The 16,736-nt window shown below is 73.2% G+C and carries 21 protein-coding genes; 15 read left to right on the forward strand and 6 right to left on the reverse strand.

Features of this window, described 5'->3' with window-relative positions:
* Nucleotides 1-265 precede the first annotated feature (265 nt).
* Genes AB0I60_RS28670 through priA form a run of 3 tightly spaced genes read left to right on the forward strand, consistent with a single transcriptional unit; the run spans nucleotide 266 to nucleotide 2,061 of the window.
* Nucleotides 266-637: a hypothetical protein gene (locus tag AB0I60_RS28670; RefSeq protein ID WP_360735043.1), complete on the forward strand. Its 372-nt coding sequence runs from the start codon at nucleotides 266-268 to the stop codon at nucleotides 635-637.
* A gap of 9 nt (nucleotides 638-646) precedes the next feature.
* Nucleotides 647-1,285 (forward strand): imidazole glycerol phosphate synthase subunit HisH, encoded by a 639-nt coding sequence (gene hisH, locus AB0I60_RS28675; protein WP_360735045.1) that lies wholly within the window; start codon nucleotides 647-649, stop codon nucleotides 1,283-1,285.
* Between the two features lie 44 nt (nucleotides 1,286-1,329).
* Nucleotides 1,330-2,061, forward strand: a complete 732-nt coding sequence (gene priA, locus AB0I60_RS28680; protein WP_360735047.1) for a bifunctional 1-(5-phosphoribosyl)-5-((5-phosphoribosylamino)methylideneamino)imidazole-4-carboxamide isomerase/phosphoribosylanthranilate isomerase PriA — start codon at nucleotides 1,330-1,332, stop codon at nucleotides 2,059-2,061.
* Here the strand turns inward: priA and AB0I60_RS28685 are convergent.
* From AB0I60_RS28685 to AB0I60_RS28695, 3 genes are all read right to left on the reverse strand, one after another.
* Entirely contained in the window at nucleotides 2,027-2,749 is a 723-nt protein-coding gene (locus AB0I60_RS28685; RefSeq protein WP_360735049.1) for a Clp protease N-terminal domain-containing protein, read from the reverse strand. The two genes, priA and AB0I60_RS28685, sit on opposite strands and share 35 nt — an antisense overlap.
* A 32-nt stretch (nucleotides 2,750-2,781) precedes the next feature.
* Nucleotides 2,782-3,165 (reverse strand): PPOX class F420-dependent oxidoreductase, encoded by a 384-nt coding sequence (locus AB0I60_RS28690; protein WP_360735052.1) that lies wholly within the window; start codon nucleotides 3,163-3,165, stop codon nucleotides 2,782-2,784.
* A gap of 129 nt (nucleotides 3,166-3,294) precedes the next feature.
* Nucleotides 3,295-3,498 (reverse strand): cold-shock protein, encoded by a 204-nt coding sequence (locus AB0I60_RS28695; RefSeq protein ID WP_360735054.1) that lies wholly within the window; start codon nucleotides 3,496-3,498, stop codon nucleotides 3,295-3,297.
* A gap of 368 nt (nucleotides 3,499-3,866) precedes the next feature.
* Between AB0I60_RS28695 and hisF the strand changes: the two genes are divergently transcribed.
* From hisF to hisI, 3 genes are read left to right on the forward strand one after another with little or no spacing between them, the layout of a single operon-like run.
* Nucleotides 3,867-4,640, forward strand: coding sequence for an imidazole glycerol phosphate synthase subunit HisF (gene hisF / locus AB0I60_RS28700; protein WP_360735056.1), 774 nt, complete (start codon nucleotides 3,867-3,869; stop codon nucleotides 4,638-4,640).
* A gap of 2 nt (nucleotides 4,641-4,642) precedes the next feature.
* Nucleotides 4,643-5,008 (forward strand): hypothetical protein, encoded by a 366-nt coding sequence (locus tag AB0I60_RS28705; RefSeq protein ID WP_360735058.1) that lies wholly within the window; start codon nucleotides 4,643-4,645, stop codon nucleotides 5,006-5,008.
* Nucleotides 5,005-5,358 (forward strand): phosphoribosyl-AMP cyclohydrolase, encoded by a 354-nt coding sequence (hisI, locus tag AB0I60_RS28710; protein ID WP_360735060.1) that lies wholly within the window; start codon nucleotides 5,005-5,007, stop codon nucleotides 5,356-5,358. The genes AB0I60_RS28705 and hisI overlap by 4 nt, the downstream gene beginning before the upstream one ends.
* A 1-nt stretch (nucleotide 5,359) precedes the next feature.
* Here hisI and AB0I60_RS28715 read toward each other — a convergent pair whose 3' ends face one another.
* On the reverse strand, nucleotides 5,360-5,977 hold the full coding sequence (locus AB0I60_RS28715) for a TetR family transcriptional regulator (protein ID WP_360735062.1): 618 nt from the start codon (nucleotides 5,975-5,977) through the stop codon (nucleotides 5,360-5,362).
* A 130-nt stretch (nucleotides 5,978-6,107) separates the two neighbouring features.
* Between AB0I60_RS28715 and AB0I60_RS28720 the strand changes: the two genes are divergently transcribed.
* The 8 genes from AB0I60_RS28720 (at nucleotide 6,108) to AB0I60_RS28755 (ending at nucleotide 13,591) form a co-directional block, all read left to right on the forward strand.
* Entirely contained in the window at nucleotides 6,108-7,649 is a 1,542-nt protein-coding gene (locus AB0I60_RS28720; RefSeq protein WP_360735064.1) for an anthranilate synthase component I, read from the forward strand.
* Complete coding sequence (locus AB0I60_RS28725; protein ID WP_360735066.1) at nucleotides 7,642-8,121, forward strand: Trp biosynthesis-associated membrane protein; 480 nt, start codon at nucleotides 7,642-7,644, stop codon at nucleotides 8,119-8,121. The genes AB0I60_RS28720 and AB0I60_RS28725 overlap by 8 nt, the downstream gene beginning before the upstream one ends.
* Nucleotides 8,122-8,330: 209 nt before the next feature.
* Nucleotides 8,331-9,140, forward strand: a complete 810-nt coding sequence (gene trpC, locus AB0I60_RS28730; protein ID WP_360735068.1) for an indole-3-glycerol phosphate synthase TrpC — start codon at nucleotides 8,331-8,333, stop codon at nucleotides 9,138-9,140.
* Nucleotides 9,141-9,151: 11 nt separating this feature from the next.
* A complete protein-coding gene (trpB, locus tag AB0I60_RS28735; RefSeq protein WP_360735070.1) occupies nucleotides 9,152-10,375 on the forward strand; it encodes a tryptophan synthase subunit beta in 1,224 nt (407 codons plus the stop codon).
* Nucleotides 10,372-11,157, forward strand: a complete 786-nt coding sequence (trpA, locus tag AB0I60_RS28740) for a tryptophan synthase subunit alpha (RefSeq protein WP_360735072.1) — start codon at nucleotides 10,372-10,374, stop codon at nucleotides 11,155-11,157. Before trpB ends, trpA begins: the two co-directional genes overlap by 4 nt.
* A 152-nt stretch (nucleotides 11,158-11,309) precedes the next feature.
* Nucleotides 11,310-11,873 carry a Uma2 family endonuclease gene (locus AB0I60_RS28745; protein ID WP_360735074.1) on the forward strand — a complete coding sequence of 188 codons (564 nt, stop codon included), beginning with the start codon at nucleotides 11,310-11,312 and terminating at the stop codon, nucleotides 11,871-11,873.
* Nucleotides 11,874-11,908: 35 nt separating this feature from the next.
* Nucleotides 11,909-12,916: a prolipoprotein diacylglyceryl transferase gene (gene lgt, locus AB0I60_RS28750; protein WP_360735341.1), complete on the forward strand. Its 1,008-nt coding sequence runs from the start codon at nucleotides 11,909-11,911 to the stop codon at nucleotides 12,914-12,916.
* 6 nt (nucleotides 12,917-12,922) lie between these two features.
* A complete protein-coding gene (locus tag AB0I60_RS28755; RefSeq protein ID WP_360735076.1) occupies nucleotides 12,923-13,591 on the forward strand; it encodes a response regulator transcription factor in 669 nt (222 codons plus the stop codon).
* A gap of 9 nt (nucleotides 13,592-13,600) precedes the next feature.
* Here AB0I60_RS28755 and AB0I60_RS28760 read toward each other — a convergent pair whose 3' ends face one another.
* Nucleotides 13,601-14,119 carry a hypothetical protein gene (locus tag AB0I60_RS28760; RefSeq protein WP_360735078.1) on the reverse strand — a complete coding sequence of 173 codons (519 nt, stop codon included), beginning with the start codon at nucleotides 14,117-14,119 and terminating at the stop codon, nucleotides 13,601-13,603.
* Between the two features lie 192 nt (nucleotides 14,120-14,311).
* Here AB0I60_RS28760 and AB0I60_RS28765 point away from each other — a divergent pair, with 192 nt between their 5' ends.
* Nucleotides 14,312-15,685 (forward strand): HAMP domain-containing sensor histidine kinase, encoded by a 1,374-nt coding sequence (locus AB0I60_RS28765; RefSeq protein ID WP_360735081.1) that lies wholly within the window; start codon nucleotides 14,312-14,314, stop codon nucleotides 15,683-15,685.
* Here AB0I60_RS28765 and AB0I60_RS28770 read toward each other — a convergent pair.
* Nucleotides 15,675-16,604, reverse strand: a complete 930-nt coding sequence (locus AB0I60_RS28770) for a TAXI family TRAP transporter solute-binding subunit (protein WP_360735083.1) — start codon at nucleotides 16,602-16,604, stop codon at nucleotides 15,675-15,677. The genes AB0I60_RS28765 and AB0I60_RS28770 overlap by 11 nt on opposite strands.
* Between the last annotated feature and the right edge of the window lie 132 nt (nucleotides 16,605-16,736).

Genomic DNA, 16,736 nt, shown 5'->3' on the forward strand with positions numbered 1-16,736 from the left:
GGTGTGCAAGCGAAGGGCGTGCTTGCACACCCTGGCAAAGCGCGGTTCGCTGCGCGCAGGCCACACGGGGAGAACACGACTCTGCGGGACCCTTGAGCGTGTGGGGGTGTGGTCGGTCGGGGTGGGGTGGGCTGGGGCATGATCTCCGGTCGTGAGCGTGCCGAGAACACTCATCTGGACACACGCGCCTGCCGCTGAGTTGCAGTTGGCGTTGCACCGGGCCGTGGCCGGGCCTGCTGCGCTGGTTCCGGTCGAGTCCGGGACGGTGTTGTTGCCTCCCTGGGGGATCCGGTTCGCCGCCGCGCAGCGGTTCGCCACCCGGGTGCGGGAGGTGGCCGGGGGCAGCGGGCTGTTGGTGCGGTGGGACGACCTGCGCGGTGGGGTGGTCTGGTCGGACGGCGCGGCCAGCGGGTTCAGCGGGTCTGCTCGGCGGTTGGTCGGGGTGGTCGGGTGGTGGCGGCTGAAGGCCGTCGCCGGGGAGGTGCCGTTGCCGGGGGACGTGGCCGAGGTGCGGTCCCTGGTCTCCCAGGGGCGGGCCGACACGTGGGTGCGCGCGTTGCCCGATCGGGCGGGTCTGGCGATCAACACCGTGTTGCCCGTGGTGCCGGTGACGCAGGGTGGGGCTCCGTTGGCCTAGCCTGGTGGCGTGGCACCACGAGTCGTCGTACTGGACTACGGATCAGGCAACCTGCGTTCCGCCGAGCGCGCCCTCCAACGGGTCGGCGCTTCGGTCGAGGTCACCTCGGACCGGCAGGCCGCGCGGGAAGCGGACGGGCTGGTGGTGCCCGGTGTCGGTGCCTACGCCGCGTGCATGGAGGGGCTCAACGCGGTCAAGGGTGGGCGGATCGTCGGCGAGCGGCTGGCCGGTGGCAGGCCCGTCCTGGGGATCTGCGTGGGGATGCAGGTCCTGTTCGACCGGGGTGACGAGCACGGCGTGCTGACCGACGGGTGCGGCGAGTGGCCGGGGACCGTCGAGCGGCTGGCGGCCCCCGTGGTCCCGCACATGGGCTGGAACACGGTCCGGGCCCCGGAGGGGACCAGGCTGTTCGCCGGGCTGTCCGAGGACACCCGCTTCTACTTCGTGCACTCCTACGCGGTCCGGCGCTGGGAGTTGGAGCCCTCCGACCTCATTCGGCCGCCGTTGGTGACGTGGGCCGCGCACGGGGGCGACGACTTCGTGGCGGCCGTGGAGAACGGGCCGTTGTGGGCGACCCAGTTCCACCCCGAGAAGTCCGGCGACGCCGGGGCGCACCTGTTGGAGAACTGGGTGAACAGCTTCCGGTGACGGGGGCGTGCGGTCGGGCGGCCCGGGGCAACTAGGCTGTTCGCGTGACTTTCACGTTGCTGCCGGCCGTTGACGTGGCCGCCGGTCAAGCTGTCCGACTCGTGCAGGGCGAAGCCGGCACGGAGACCTCCTACGGTTCGCCGCTGGACGCCGCCCTGGCGTGGCAGCGCGACGGCGCCGAGTGGGTGCACCTGGTGGACCTCGACGCCGCGTTCGGGCGTGGCAGCAACCGTGAGCTGGTGGCGCGGGTCGTGGGCGAGCTGGACGTGCGGGTGGAGCTGTCCGGTGGCATCCGGGACGACGCTTCGCTGGCCGCCGCGCTCGGCACCGGGTGTGCCCGGGTGAACCTGGGCACGGCGGCGCTGGAGGACCCCGTCTGGTGCGCCAAGGCGATCGCCGAGCACGGTGAGCGGGTCGCGGTCGGGCTGGACGTGCGGATCACCGAGGCCGGGCACCGGCTCGCGGCGCGCGGGTGGACGCAGGACGGCGGCGACCTGTGGGAGGTGCTCGACCGGCTCGACCGGGACGGGTGCGCCCGGTACGTGGTCACCGACGTCGGCAAGGACGGGACGTTGCAGGGGCCGAACGTGGACCTGCTGCGCGAGATCTGCGACCGCACCGACGCGCCGGTCATCGCGTCCGGCGGTGTGTCCAGTGTGGACGACCTGGTGGCGTTGGCCGCGCTGTCCCGGGACGGCGTGGAGGGCGCGATCGTCGGCAAGGCGCTCTACGCGGGGGCGTTCACGCTTCCCCAAGCGCTCGCCGCCGTGCGGTGATCACCCGGGTGAACTCGCCCGTGACGTGAGCTTCGGCTGCGGCCCTGGTGATGCCCGTGGTGGCCATCACCTTGGCCGCGGTCCCGTCCTCCTCGGCCAGCAGGCCGAGCAGGACGTGCTCGGTGCCCACGAACGCGTGACCCAGCCGCAGGGCTTCGCGGGTGGTCAGCTCCAGGGCCTTCTTGTAGTGGGCGCTGAACGGTTGCGGGTCCGGGCGCTCGCGGCTGGTGGTGTCGAGGGCGTTGAGGACCGCCAGCCGGGTGGTGCCCTCGGCTGCTTCCAGCTTGGCGATCGTCTTGGCACCCATGCCGCCGGACTCGTCCAGCAGCCCGAGGAGCAGGTGCTCGGTGCCGACCCGTTCGCTGAACCTGGCGTGGTGGCGGGCCAGGACGACGACCCTCCGGGCGCGGTCGGTGTAGCGGTCCAGGCTCGGTTTGAGGTCGGGGGACGCCTTCGGCACGAACCGCTTCTGCGCGGCCTGCTTGGTGACGCCGATGCTGTCGCCGATGTCGGTCCAGCTCGCGCCCGCCCGACGGGCCTCGTCCACGAAGTGGCCGATCAGGTGGTCGCCCAGCTCGTCCAGCCGCCCGCTCAGCTCGACCGCCGCCGTGAGCCTGTCCAGGACGTCGGCGTGCTCCTGGGCGACGGTGACGATCAGGTCGGTCAGCTGGACCGGCGCGGTAACCACGCGTCAACTGTAGGTTGACGGCCGGCCGGTGGTCAACTTCGGGTTGACGGCACGATCTCGATGCCCACGGACCCGGTCCTGCCGCGCCGCAGGCGGCTGCCGAGGAGGGTGAGGCGGCCGAGCAAGCCGTACTTGCGCGCGATCAGGGAGCGGGTCTCGTCGCTGCCGCGCTCGTCGAGGAGTGCGGCCCTGGCGGTGGTGGCCTCGCCGGTGGGGTTGCCCCGGAAGTCGCACGGGGCGATCGTGACGTCGCCGTTGTTGCGGATGCGCTTCACCTTGCCGGCGTCGGCTGCGGACCACACGTGGATGGTCTCGCCCGCCCGGACCGCCCAGACGGGCGTGGGAACCGGGGTGCCGTTCCTGCGGAAGGTGGTGAGGAGCAGGTACTTCTCGTCGCCGAGGCTGCCGGGGCTCATGATCCCCACGCTAGCCGTCGGAGTGGATCCCGGCCGAGCGGGCGGGGCGGTGTCGGCCGCGTGGGCGCTGCTGCCGGCGGCGGAGTGGGTGGAACCGCCCGTTCCGGAGAACGGGCGGTTCCGTTCGCACTAGAGCGGCGTGACGTTGGTGGCCTGGGGGCCCTTGGCGCCCTGGCCGACGTCGAAGCTCACGCGCTGGTTCTCTTCCAGGCTCCGGTAGCCGTTGCTCTGGATCTCCGAGTAGTGCACGAACACGTCCGCGCCGCCGTCCTCGGGGGAGATGAAGCCGAAGCCCTTCTCCGAGTTGAACCACTTCACAGTGCCCTGGGCCATCTTTTCCCACTTCATATAGATGCCGGCGGCGCTGGTGCGTCGCCGTGGCTGCTTCTAAGCGGGGGATCTTCCCTGAACGGGAGGAATCACACGCTCGAAACGCGGTTCGCGAGCGTGGATGACACGGACACAAAACCTCAAAGCCAAGACCAGTGAACCACGAGTTGGCGGAGTAGTCGAACTGGAGTGGGGAGGGAGGGCGGGAGAGGGGTGGGAGGAGGGGCTGGGCGGGAGGGCGGGGGTGGGGTTGCGGGGCGGGGAGGGTAGGCGGCGGGGAGGGCGGTGGTGTGGGTCGGGTGTGGGTGGGGTGTGGGGGGCTGGGGTGGGGGTTGGGGTGCTGGTGGGTGGGTCCCCGTAGGCTTTCGCCCATGTCGGTCGCGGTGCGCGTGATCCCCTGTCTGGACGTCGACCGGGGGCGGGTGGTGAAGGGGGTCAACTTCACCGATCTGGTGGACGCCGGCGACCCGGTCGAGTTGGCCCGCGCCTACGACGCCGAGGGTGCCGACGAGTTGACCTTCCTGGATGTCACCGCGTCCTCGTCGGAGCGGGAGACGACGTTCGACGTCGTGCGGCGCACCGCCGAGCAGGTGTTCATCCCGCTCACCGTGGGCGGGGGCGTGCGGGCGCCCGAGGACGTCGACAGGTTGTTGCGCGCGGGTGCCGACAAGGTCGGGGTGAACACCGCCGCCATCGGCCGGCCCGAGCTGCTCGGGGAGTTGTCGCGCCGGTTCGGGGCCCAGTGCATCGTGCTGTCGGTCGACGCGCGGCGCGTGCCCGAGGGCGGGCGGCCGACTCCCTCCGGGTTCGAGGTGACCACGCACGGCGGGCGCAAGGGCACCGGGCTGGACGCCGTCGAGTGGGCCGCGCGCGGGCAGGAGCTGGGTGTGGGCGAGATCCTGCTGAACTCCATGGACGCGGACGGCACCAAGGCCGGGTTCGACCTGGAGCTGATCCGGCTGGTGCGCGGGGTGGTCGACGTCCCGCTGATCGCCAGCGGTGGGGCGGGGGCGGTCGAGGACTTCCCGCCCGCTGTCGAGGCCGGTGCGGACGCGGTGCTGGCGGCCAGTGTGTTCCACTTCGGTGCTCTGCGGATCGCCGAGGTCAAGAAGGGCCTGCGGGACGCGGGCGTGGAGGTTCGCTGACGATGCGCGGCACACCCATCGAGGTCCGGTTGGCCGTCCTGGTCGGGGCGGTCGGCGGTCTGCTGTTCGTGGTGGAGGGCCTGATCCGCTGGCAGGGCGACGGCGACCCGTCGTGGATCAAGTTCCCGGTCATCCTGCTGGTGCTGGAGCTGCTGGTCGCGGGCGGCCTGGTGGCCGGGTTGCGGCTGGTCCGGCCGGTCGGCGCGGTGGTGTACGCGCTGGTCGCGCTGGTCCACCTGCTGGCCGTGCTCAACGAGGGGCCCGCCTGGGTGCGGGTGCTGTCGGGGCTGCTGTCCGCGCTGCACGTCTTCGGCGTCGTGCTGCTGAACACGCGGCCGTCCCGCCTGCACTTCGGGGGCGACCGGTGACCGGCGCGCTGGACCCGGCGGTGGCCGCCCGCCTCAAGCGCACGGCCGACGGGCTGGTGTGCGCGGTGGCGCAGCAGCGGGGCACCAACGAGGTGCTGATGGTGGCGTGGATGGACGACGAGGCGCTGCACCGGACGCTGACCACGCGCCGCGCCACGTACTACTCGCGCAGCCGCCGGCAGCTGTGGGTGAAGGGCGAGACGTCCGGGCACACCCAGTACGTGCACGAGGTGCGGCTCGACTGCGACGGTGACGCGCTGCTGCTGGTGGTCGACCAGGTCGGCGGGGCGTGCCACACGGGGGACCGGACGTGCTTCGACGCGACGGTGCTGCTGGCCGGCGAGCCGTAGGTCAGTCGATCTTGCCGGTGAGGTAGCGCTGGAGGTTCGGGGCCACCGCCTTGACCATGGTCTCCACGTCGGTGCCGGCCAGGGGTTCGAAGCGGACCACGTAGCGGACCATGCCCATGCCGAAGATCTGGGTGGCGGCGAGCGTGGCGCGCAGCTCGGGCTGGTCCGCGCCGATCCCGGTCAGCACCCGGTGCAGCAGGTGTTGCACGAAGAACTCGCGCAGCACCGAGGCCACCCGCTCGTGCGAGGTGACGCTGCGCATGAGGGCGGCGAAGTGGCCGCCGCCGGTGGCGTCCCAGATGGCCAGGAAGTTGCGCACGATCCGTTCGCCGACCTGCTCGCGCGGGCCGTCCAGCAGGCGTTCCACCAGCGTGTTCGGGTCGACGGGTACCTGGAGGACGGCCTTGGCGAACAGGCCCTCCTTGCCGCCGAACCAGTGGTTGACCATCGCCGCGTCGACGCCCGCCCTGGACGCGATGGAGCGCACGGTCGCGCCCTCGTAGCCGCGTTCGATGAACGTCTCGCGGGCGGCGGCGAGCAGCGCGGCTTTGGTGTCCTCCCCGCCCGCGCGGCGGCCACGGCGCCTGGTCTGCTGGGTGCTCTCTTCCACGTCGTCCATCATGCGCCACGGCAAGGTTTATTTCAACGTGCGTTGAAATGGTGGTCGCGGGGTGCGGCGGGCGAAGTGTGTCCGCAGGGTCCGGGAGGCGTGCCGGAGACCATATAGGGGGACACGGCACAATGACGGCATGGTGAGCGTCATCGGTGCAGGCGCGGGTCTGGGCGAGGTCAGCCCGACGCGCGAGGAGTTCCGCGAACTCGCCGCGCAGCGGCGGGTCATCCCGGTGGTGCGCCGGCTGCTCGCGGACGCGGAGACCCCCGTCGGGCTCTACCGCAAGCTCGCGGCCGACCGGCCCGGCACGTTCCTGTTCGAGTCGGCCGAGAACGGCCGCTCCTGGTCCCGCTGGTCGTTCGTCGGCGCGCGCAGCGCGGGGGCGCTCACCGCGACCGGCGGCGAGGCGTTCTGGCTCGGGCCGCACCCGGTGGGCCTGCCCGAGGGCGGCGACCCGCTGGTGGCGCTGCGCGAGACGATCGAGGTGCTGCGCACCGACCCGCTGCCCGGCCTGCCGCCGCTGACCGGCGGCATGGTCGGCTACATCGGCTACGACGCGGTGCGCCGGCTGGAGAAGCTGCCGAACCTCGCCGAGGACGACCTCCGGGTTCCCGAACTGGTGATGCTGCTGGCCACCGACCTCGCGGCGCTGGACCACCACGAGGGCACCGTCACGCTGATCGCCAACGCGATCAACTGGGACGACTCCGAGGAGCGGGTGGACGCCGCCTACGACGACGCGGTGGCCCGCCTGGACCTGATGACCCAGGACCTGCAGAGCCCCGCGCCGCCGACCGCCGCGGTGTTCTCCCGGCCCAAGCCGGAGTTCGTGCGCCGGCGGTCGCAGCAGGAGCACTGCGCGGTCGTGGAGAAGGCCAAGGAGGCCATCCGCGCGGGCGAGGCGTTCCAGGTGGTCCTCTCGCAGCGGTTCGAGATGCGGACCTCCGCCGACCCGCTGGACATCTACCGCGTGCTGCGCACGTCCAACCCCAGCCCGTACATGTACCTGCTGCGGCTGGACGACTTCGACATCGTCGGGTGCAGCCCGGAGTCGCTGGTCACCGTGCGCGACGGCAAGGCGACCACGCACCCCATCGCGGGCACCCGCTGGCGCGGCGTGGACGAGGAGGAGGACGCCCTCCTGGAGAAGGACCTGCTCGCCGACCACAAGGAGCGCGCCGAGCACCTGATGCTGGTCGACCTCGGCCGCAACGACCTGGGCCGGGTGTGCAAGCCGGGCTCGGTGACCGTGGTCGACTTCTTCAAGGTCGAGCGGTACAGCCACGTCATGCACATCGTGTCCACGGTCAGCGGTGAGCTGGCCGAGGGGCGCACGGCGTTCGACGCGGTCGCGGCGTGCTTCCCGGCCGGGACGCTGTCCGGGGCACCCAAGCCGCGCGCGATGGAGCTGATCGAGGAGCTGGAGCCGACCCGGCGCGGCCTGTACGGCGGCGTGGTGGGCTACCTGGACTTCGCGGGCGACGCGGACACCGCCATCGCCATCCGGACCGCGCTGGTCCGCGACGGCGTCGCCTACGTGCAGGCCGGCGGCGGGATCGTGGCCGACTCGGACCCGGTCGCCGAGGACAACGAGTGCCTGAACAAGGCGGGCGCGGTGCTGTCGGCGATCGCGACCGCCCAGACCGTGGCACCGGCGGTGGACCCGGCCCGTGTCTGAGGCAGCGCCGGGTCGGCGTCCACTGTGGATCGCGGTGCTGCTGCTCCTGGCCGGGGCGGCGGCGCTGTGGGGGTCCTCGCAGTTCGTCTGGGACGAGGCGCGGAACCTCCGGGGCGGGGACGTGCTGCCCGCTTCGGTGCCGCTGGCACTGCTGTTCCTGGCCGCGATCGCCGCCGTGGTGGCGCTCGGCGGCTGGGTGCGGCGGGTCCTGGGTGTCCTCGTGCTGGCGGCCGGTGTGACGGCGGCGTGGCTCGCGGTGGCGCAGGACGGCGCGCTGCCCGGCCGCGCCACGGCCGTGCTGGGCGGGCTGCTGGCGGTCGCGGCGGGTGTCGTGCTGGTGCTGCGGGGCTCGGCGATGCCGAGGCTCGGCGGCGGCTACCAGACGCCGGGCGCGGCCAAGCGCAGCGCCGATCCCGAGCGGGAGCTGTGGAACGCGCTGGAGCGCGGCGACGACCCCACGGCACGGGACTGACCGGGCGCTGACGGCCGGCTGACGCCGAAGCGGCGCACGTTTGCGCACGTGGACCCGGAAGGGCCCTGGTCATCTGCGCGAACGGGACGACCCGGTGGCCGGACGGGGCCGCCGCCGGGGTTAGCATCCTCGTGGCGGGAAGGGGAGCATGACGTGCGGGAGCTTGCGAGCGGAACGGGTGGACCGACGGACACGGGCGAGGTGCTCGGATGACCGTGCTGGAGTCGATCATCGAGGGCGTCCGCGAGGACCTGGCCGTGCGCGAGGCGGAACTGCCCTTCGACGTGCTCAGGGAGAGGGCCGCGAAGGTCGCGCCGCCGCAGGACGTGATGGCGGTCCTGCGGTCGCCGGGCGTGGGCGTGATCGCCGAGGTCAAGCGGCGCAGCCCGTCCAAGGGCGCGCTGGCGGACATCCCGGAGCCCGCTGAACTGGCCGCGCAGTACGAGCTGGGCGGCGCGCGGGCGATCAGCGTGCTGACCGAGCAGCGGCGGTTCGGCGGGTCGTTGGCGGATTTCGACGCGGTGCGGGCCGCGGTCGGCGTCCCGTTGCTGCGCAAGGACTTCATCGTCAGCCCGTACCAGGTGCACGAGGCGCGGCTGCACGGGGCGGACCTGGTGCTGCTCATCGTGGCGGCGCTGGAGCAGAACGCCCTGGTGTCGTTGCTGGACCGGGTCGAGTCGCTGGGCATGACGGCGCTGGTCGAGGTGCACACGGCCGAGGAGGCCGACCGCGCGCTGGAGGCCGGTGCGAGCGTCATCGGCGTGAACGCGCGCAACCTGCACACGCTGGAAGTGGACAAGGACGTGTTCGGGCGGATCGCGCCCGGCCTGCCCTTCGAGACGATCAAGATCGCCGAGTCCGGGGTGACCGGGCCGGGCGACCTGATGTCGTACGCGGGTGCGGGTGCCGACGCGGTGCTGGTCGGCGAGTCACTCGTGACGAGCGGCGACCCGAAGGTCGCGGTCAACAAGCTGGTGACGGCGGGGTCGCACCCCGCGTGTCCCCGGCCGAGCCGGTAAGGGAGAAGCGCATGTCGCGCGGCCACTTGGCACCCACACCCCACGACCCCGACGAGCGGGGCCACTTCGGGCCGTGGGGCGGCCGGTACATGCCGGAAGCGCTCATCGCGGCGGTGGACGAGCTGGCGGCCTTCTACGAGAAGGCGCGCATCGACCCGGACTTCCTCGACGAGTTCTTCCGGCTGCTGCGCGACTACGCGGGGCGGCCGTCGCTGCTCACCGAGGTGCCGAGGTTCGCCGCGCACGCCGGCGGGGCGCGGGTCTTCCTCAAGCGGGAGGACCTGAACCACACCGGCTCGCACAAGATCAACAACGTGCTGGGCCAGGCGCTGCTCACCAAGCGGATGGGCAAGCAGCGGGTCATCGCGGAGACCGGGGCGGGCCAGCACGGCGTCGCCACGGCCACCGCGTGCGCACTCATGGGCCTGGACTGCGTCGTTTACATGGGCGAGGTCGACACCGAGCGGCAGGCGCTCAACGTGGCCCGGATGCGGCTGCTCGGTGCCGAGGTCATCCCGGTCAAGACCGGCTCGCGCACGCTCAAGGACGCGATCAACGAGGCGTTGCGCGACTGGGTCGCCAACGTCGACGACACGCACTACCTGCTCGGCACGGCGGCCGGCCCGCACCCGTTCCCGGTGCTGGTGCGCGACTTCCACCGGGTGATCGGCATCGAGGCCCGCGCCCAGGTGCTGGAGCAGGCGGGCCGGCTGCCCGACGCGGTCGCGGCGTGCGTGGGCGGCGGGTCGAACGCGATCGGCATCTTCCACGGCTTCATCGACGACCCGTCCGTGCGGCTGGTCGGCCTGGAGCCCGGCGGTGACGGCATCGACACCGACCGGCACGGCGCGACGCTGACCGTGGGCACGCCCGGTTCGCTGCACGGCGCGATGTCGTACGTGATGCAGGACGAGGACGGCCAGATCACCGAGGCGCACTCGATCTCGGCGGGCCTGGACTACCCGGGCGTCGGCCCGGAGCACGCGCACCTCAAGGACACCGGCCGCGCCGAGTACCGCCCGGTGACCGACGCGGAGGCCATGGAGGCGTTCGCGCTGCTGTCGCGGACCGAGGGCATCATCCCGGCGATCGAGTCGGCGCACGCGCTGGCCGGCGCGCTGGTCCTCGGCCGCGAGCTGGGCCCGGACGGGTTGATCGTGGTGAACCTGTCCGGCCGGGGCGACAAGGACATGGACACCGCGATCAAGTGGTTCGGGCTGGGAGTGGAGTCATGAGCAGGGTCGCCGGTGTCTTCGAGGCGTGCCGGGCCGAGTCCCGGGCGGCGCTGATCGGCTACCTGCCCGCCGGGTACCCCACGGTCGAGGGGTCCCGGGACGTGCTGCGCAGCATGGTCGAGTCCGGGTGCGACCTGGTCGAGGTCGGTCTGCCGTACTCCGACCCGGTGATGGACGGGCCGACCATCCAGCGCGCCGCCGAGGAGGCGCTGGGCGGCGGGTTCCGGGTGCGGGACCTGTTCGGCGTGGTCGAGTCGGTCGCGGCGGCCGGCGGCCGGGCCGTGGTGATGACGTACTGGAACCCGGTGCTCAAGTACGGGGTGGACGCGTTCGCGCGCGACCTCGCGGCGGCCGGCGGGCTCGGCCTCATCACGCCCGACCTGGTGCCCGACGAGGCCGACGAGTGGCTGGCCGCGTCCGAGGAGCACGACCTGGACCGGATCTTCCTGGTCGCGCCGTCCTCCACGGAGGAGCGGATCGACCTGACCGCGCGGTCGTCGCGGGGCTTCCTCTACGCGACGTCGGTGATGGGCGTGACCGGGGCGCGCGACGTCGTGTCGTCGGCCGCCCCGGCGCTGGTCGCCCGGGTGCGGGAGCACACGTCCATGCCGGTCGCGGTGGGGCTCGGCGTGCGGTCGGGTGCGCAGGCGGCGGAGCTGGCGGCGTTCGCGGACGGCGTCATCGCCGGGTCGGCGTTCGTGTCTGCGGTGAAGGACGGCACGGTGGCGGCGCTGGCGCGCGAACTGGCCCAGGGCGTGCGCGCGGTGCCCACCCCCGCCTGAAATCCACACCATCGTGTGAACCGACGTCCGGTGCCCTGATCAGGCACCGGAATTGTCGGTGGGGGTCGGGATGCTGGGCTCATGATCAAGCCCGTTCCCGATCCGGCGTGCGACACTGGCGTGCGTCGGGCTGTTCCTGGAGGTGATGTCCGGTGGCGCTGCCCCAAGACGTCGGACCCGAGTACTCGGCCTTCGACCACGAGGGCCCGTGGTCCGTGGAAGACGTCCTCGCCCTGCCCGAGGACCAGCACCAACGAGTCGAAGTCGTCGACGGGACGCTCCTCGTGAGCCCGCTCGGCGTGTACCGGCACCAGCGGTTGCTGTTCCGGATCGCCATGGCCTTGGAGTCGGCCTGCCCCGCCGGGCTGGAGGCCACGAGCGGGATCAACGTCCAGGTGGCCTCGGACAGCCTGCTCATCCCCGACTTCACCGTCAACACGCCCGGTCCGCACGGCCTCGCGGTGCACGTCGAGGACCTGGTGCTGGTCGGCGAGGTGGTCTCGCCCAGCACGCGGTTCAAGGACTACGGGATCAAGCGGCAGCGGTACGCCGAGGCCGGGGTGCCGTTCTACCTGCTCGTGGACCCCAAGGACGACATCGCGGTGGCGACGTTGTTCGAGCTGGAGGACGGCGAGTACGTCGAGGTGGCGCGCAGCGAGGCGGGCGAGCTGAAGCTCGACCGGCCGTTCCCGGTAACAATCGAGCTGTCCGCGTAGGCGGGTTTGGACCACCGGCTACGGTGGGTCCCGTGGTGACGACTTTCCTCACGACGATCCCCAGCCCGGACCGAGGCGTGTGGCAGCTCGGGCCGATCCCGCTGCGGGCCTACGCGCTGTGCATCATCGCCGGCATCATCGTGGCGATCTACTGGGGCGAGCGGCGGTGGGTGGCGCGCGGCGGGGTCAAGGGCGAGGTCACCGACATCGCGGTGTTCGCGGTGCCGTTCGGCCTGGTCGGCGGGCGGCTCTACCACGTCGCCACGGACTGGCACAAGTACTTCGGTGAGGGCAAGAACCCGTGGGAGGCCCTCGCCATCTGGAACGGCGGCCTCGGCATCTGGGGCGCCATCGCGCTCGGGGGCGTCGGGGCGTGGATCGCGTGCCGCCGGCGGGGCATCCCGCTGCCCGCGATGGCCGACGCGCTCGCGCCCGGCATCGTCGCCGCGCAGGCCATCGGCCGGCTGGGCAACTACTTCAACCAGGAGCTGTACGGCGGTCCCACCGACCTGCCGTGGGGCCTGGAGATCTACGAGCGGATCGACCCGGCGACCGGCTTCAAGGACGAGCTGACCGGCGTCGCCATCGACCACACGCCGATCCTGGTCGTGCACCCGACGTTCCTCTACGAGCTGCTGTGGAACCTCGGGGTGGCGCTGCTGATCGTCTGGGCGGACCGGAAGTTCCGGCTGGGCCACGGCCGGGTGTTCGCGCTGTACGTCGCGGGCTACACGGCGGGCCGGTTCTGGATCGAGATCATGCGGACCGACCCGGCGACGATGGTGTTCGGCCTGCGGGTCAACGTGATCACGTCGGTGGTGGTGTTCCTCGGCGCGGTCGTCTACTTCGTGCTGGCCGCGAAGAAGGGCGGACGCGAGGTCATCGTGCGCGGTGACGCTGCCGAGGAGTCGGACGGGGACGGGGACGCGGAGTCCGCCGGCGGTGCGAGCGCCGCTGATCCGGGCACCGCCGGGGCCGGGGACGGCAAGGCCGGGGCGACCAAGGTCCCGGGCATCGAGCCGGCGGCCAAGTCGGACGAGTAGGCCGCCGTGCGCATCCTCGTCGTGGAGGACGACGACCGGGTTGCGCGGGGCCTGCTGACCGCTCTGCGGCACGCCGGCTACGAGGTGCACCGGGCGGCCACGGCGACGGCGGCGCTGACCGCGCCGCCCGCCGACGTGGTGCTGCTCGACCTGGGCCTGCCCGACCGCGACGGGCTGGACGTGCTGCGCGAGCTGCGCCACCGGCCCGGCACCGCCGTCATCACGGTGACGGCGCGCGGCGAGGAGCGCGAGCGCGTGCTCGGGCTGCGGGCGGGCGCGGACGACTACGTGGTCAAGCCGTTCGGCACGGCCGAGCTGCTGGCCCGCATCGAGGCGGTGCTGCGGCGCACCCGGTCGGCCCGCGCCGCCGGGGACCACGGCGACCGGCTCACCCTCGGCGCGCTCACCCTCGACCCGGCGACCCGCGAGGCGGCGGTGGACGGCGCGGCCGTGCCGCTGACCCGCAAGGAGTTCGACCTGCTCGCCCTGCTCGTCGGCCGGGCGGGCACGGTGGTCAGCCGGGACCTGATCGTGGACCAGGTGTGGCAGTCGCACTGGGAAGCCCCGTCGCGCACGCTGGACACGCACATCGCGGCGCTGCGCGGCAAGGTCGGCCACGCGGTGCGCATCGAGACCGTCCGGGGGGTGGGCTACCGGGCGGCGGCCCACCCCTGACGGGTCACCTCACCACTGGTGGGCGACGTCCAGGACGAGCCGGCCGGGCAGCGCGAACACCCGGAACGGCAGCCGCGCCCGCACGCCGAGCCCGACCATCGAGTGGCCCTCGAACGAGTTGGCCCACGCGACCTGCCGGAACGTCGAGTACCCGGTCACGTCGACCAGCTCGGTCCGGTCGGCGAAGGTGTAGGTCGGGTTGCCGTTCTCGTCGTAGGCCGGCGAGTACAGGACCACCTGGAGCTTCCCGGCACCGCGCAGCGGCACCAGGTGCCCGGAGCCGTCCGCGTACACCTGGTCCACGTACTCCACGCGGTACCCGTCGTTGTCACCCCGGAAGTCGAACACCAGCCGGTCGTAGCACTCCTGCCGACCGGCCCGGATGTTCGTCAGGTTGCCCGCAGTGGTGGGTTGTGCCTGCTCGGGCAGCGAGCCCCAGTCGACCGCGCACGCGGCCGGCGCGGCCGATGCCGAAGGCACCGCCACCACGCCGAGCGCCGTTACCACGGCGGCAACCACCAACGCCATGCGACGCAGCATTGTCACCATCCCCCTCTTGCTCTCTTGTCGGCGGGTCCGACGCCCTGTATGACGCCGGTCACACGGCAAGGTTGCGCCCGGTCCGCCCGGTTGTCGCCCGAACCGCCCACGACCACCCGGTTGGCCCTGCGGACGGCGGGGGATGGGGCAGGATGGCGGGTCGGAACCCGACGAGGTGTGATGCTGCGCCGACTGCTCGTCCTGATCGTGCCGCTGCTGGTCGCGCTGGTCGCGGCGCTCGGCGTGCCGCTGGCGTTCGCGGTCGTGCAGCGGGAGAGCCGGGAGACCTACCTCGACCGCCTCGGCGACGCCGGGCGGTTCGCCTCGCTCGCCGAGAACGCCCTGTCCTCGGGCCGGCGGACCGCGCTGCGCGAGGAGCTCGACCGCTACGACCGGCTGTACGGCATCGCCGCCGCCCTGATCAGCACGGACCGGTCGGTGGTCGAGAGCTCGCGGCTGCCGTTCCCGCTGACCGACCCGCACGTCGACGCGGGCCTGGACGCGGCGTTCAGCGGCTACCGGGGCGACGCCGACCAGGAGGTCTGGCCGTGGGAGGACGTCGACCTGGTCGTGGTCGAGCCGGTCGGGCGGGACAGCGAGGTGGTGGCCGCCGTCGTCACCATCTCGCCCACGGGCGGCCTGCGGCGGGCGGTCCTGCGCCAGTGGGGCCTGCTCGCGCTGGTGGGCCTGGTGCCGATGCTGGGCGTGGTGGCGGTGGCGTGGCCGATGTCGCGCTGGGTGCTGCGTCCGGTGCGCCGGCTGGACGACGCGACGGCGGCGGTGGCGAGCGGGCGGTTGGACGCGCGTGCCGACGAGGTCGGCGGTCCGCCCGAGCTGCGCCGCCTGGCCGCCTCGTTCAACGCGATGGTCGACGTGGTGGGGCGCGCGCTGCGCCGCCAGCGGGCGTTCGTGTCCGACGCCTCCCACCAGCTGCGCAACCCGCTGGCCGCCCTGCGGCTGGCGGTGGACAACCTGGCACCGCACGTGGCGGACGAGGCCGGGCGGGAAGCGCAGCGGATCGCCGTGGACGAGGCCGAGGAGATGGGCCGGGTGCTGGACGCGCTGCTCGCGGCCACCCGGCTGGACAGCGCGTCGGCCGCCGAGCCGGTCGAGGTGGACGCGCTGCTGAGCACCCACGTGCCCGGCTGGCGGGCGTTGGCGGGCGGCATCGCGCTGCGCGTGGACGTCCCGGCGGGCCTGCGCGTGCTGGAACCGCCGGGCGGGCTGGGCAGCGTGCTGGACGAGCTGGTCGGCAACGCGATCCGGCTGTCCGGGGCGACCGCGATCCGGGTGTGGGCCGAGTCGGACGGCGACCGGGTGGACTTGCACGTGACCGACGACGGCGCGGGGCTCTCGGCGCGGGAGCGGGCGCTGGCACCGCAGCGGTTCTGGCGCGCGCCGAAGCACCAGAACACCGCCGGCACGGGCCTGGGCCTGGCGATCTGCGCCGAGCTGGTGGCCGGCGCGGGCGGGGAGCTGCGCCTGCTGCCCGTCGAGCCGCACGGGCTGGACGCCGTGGTCGCGCTGGCCGCCCGGCCCCCGGTCAGCGCTTGACCGAGCGGAACCACCGCTCCGCGCCGGGGTGCAGGGGCACCTCGCCGGTGGCGATGCCGGTGCGCACGTTGATCCGGCTCGCCTCGGGGTGGCCGGCGGCGATGCGGGCGGAGTCGGTGAACACGGTCCGCGTCACCACTTCGACCACGGACGCGTCGAGCGCCGAGCGGGCGAGCAGCAGGTTGGGCACCGCGAACGTCCGGCACGGCCCGACGTCCCGGTAGGTGGTGGCCGGGATGGTCACCGGGACGTACGGGCCGGGGTAGGACTCCGCGAGGCGCACGGCCTCGTCGGGCAGGTCGAGCAGCCGGACCGGGAAGGACTCCGGCAGGCCCCGGATCGCGGGCGTGGGGATGCCGGTGAGCGCCAGCATCGCGTCGATCGAGCCCTCGGCGAGCCGCCGGGCGGCGTCGGCGTGGGCCATGCGCAGGGCGTCGACGCGGATGCCGAGCAGGTCCAGCAGGCGGGTCGCGGTGAACTCGGTGCCCGACTCGCGCGGGCCGAACGACACCCGGAGGCCGGCCAGGTCGGCGAGCCGGGTGGTCGCTGCGCGCGCGGGCACCACGACCTGCAGGAAGCTGTCGTACAGCCGGCCGACGGCGCTGATCCCGCCGGGGTCGTCGGCGCTGAGCAGCGCGTCGAAGGTGGGGTCCAGTGAGGACAGTCCCAGGTGGACGGAACCCTCCTGGAGCAGCCGGACGTTCTCGACGGACGCGGCGGTGGGCCGGGCGACGACGCGGGTGCCGGGCAGCCGGCCGGCGAGCGCCCGTGCGAGCGCGCCGCCGACCTCCCGGAACACCGCGCCGTCCGGCCCGGTGGCGAGCACCAGCTCCTCGGGGGCGGGCGGACCGGCCGCCGAGCACGCGGGCACCCCCGCCGCCAGGGCGGCGAGCAGCACCGAACGCCGTGGCACGGGCACGCCCGGAGCCTAGCCCCGGTGCCGGCGGGCGGGAGGCTCCGCCGGCGTCCGGGGGCCGCGGGTGCGCCTGGTGGGCGAGTGGACGGCGGGTTACGTCAGAGGGACCTGAAGTTTCCGGCGGGCGCCTTGTCG

The sequence above is a fragment of the Actinosynnema sp. NPDC050436 genome (assembly GCF_040655415.1).
Classification (GTDB): domain Bacteria; phylum Actinomycetota; class Actinomycetes; order Mycobacteriales; family Pseudonocardiaceae; genus Actinosynnema.

Coding starts and splice junctions, on each gene's coding strand:
- AB0I60_RS28690 (WP_360735052.1), bottom strand. CDS start 3,165: ATGAGCCCCGGCAGCCTCGGCGACGAGAAGTACCTGCTCCTCACCACC.
- AB0I60_RS28695 (WP_360735054.1), bottom strand. CDS start 3,498: ATGGCCCAGGGCACTGTGAAGTGGTTCAACTCGGAGAAGGGCTTCGGC.
- hisF (WP_360735056.1), top strand. CDS start 3,867: ATGTCGGTCGCGGTGCGCGTGATCCCCTGTCTGGACGTCGACCGGGGG.
- AB0I60_RS28705 (WP_360735058.1), top strand. CDS start 4,643: ATGCGCGGCACACCCATCGAGGTCCGGTTGGCCGTCCTGGTCGGGGCG.
- AB0I60_RS28715 (WP_360735062.1), bottom strand. CDS start 5,977: ATGGACGACGTGGAAGAGAGCACCCAGCAGACCAGGCGCCGTGGCCGC.
- AB0I60_RS28720 (WP_360735064.1), top strand. CDS start 6,108: ATGGTGAGCGTCATCGGTGCAGGCGCGGGTCTGGGCGAGGTCAGCCCG.
- trpC (WP_360735068.1), top strand. CDS start 8,331: ATGACCGTGCTGGAGTCGATCATCGAGGGCGTCCGCGAGGACCTGGCC.
- trpB (WP_360735070.1), top strand. CDS start 9,152: ATGTCGCGCGGCCACTTGGCACCCACACCCCACGACCCCGACGAGCGG.
- trpA (WP_360735072.1), top strand. CDS start 10,372: ATGAGCAGGGTCGCCGGTGTCTTCGAGGCGTGCCGGGCCGAGTCCCGG.
- AB0I60_RS28760 (WP_360735078.1), bottom strand. CDS start 14,119: ATGGCGTTGGTGGTTGCCGCCGTGGTAACGGCGCTCGGCGTGGTGGCG.
- AB0I60_RS28765 (WP_360735081.1), top strand. CDS start 14,312: ATGCTGCGCCGACTGCTCGTCCTGATCGTGCCGCTGCTGGTCGCGCTG.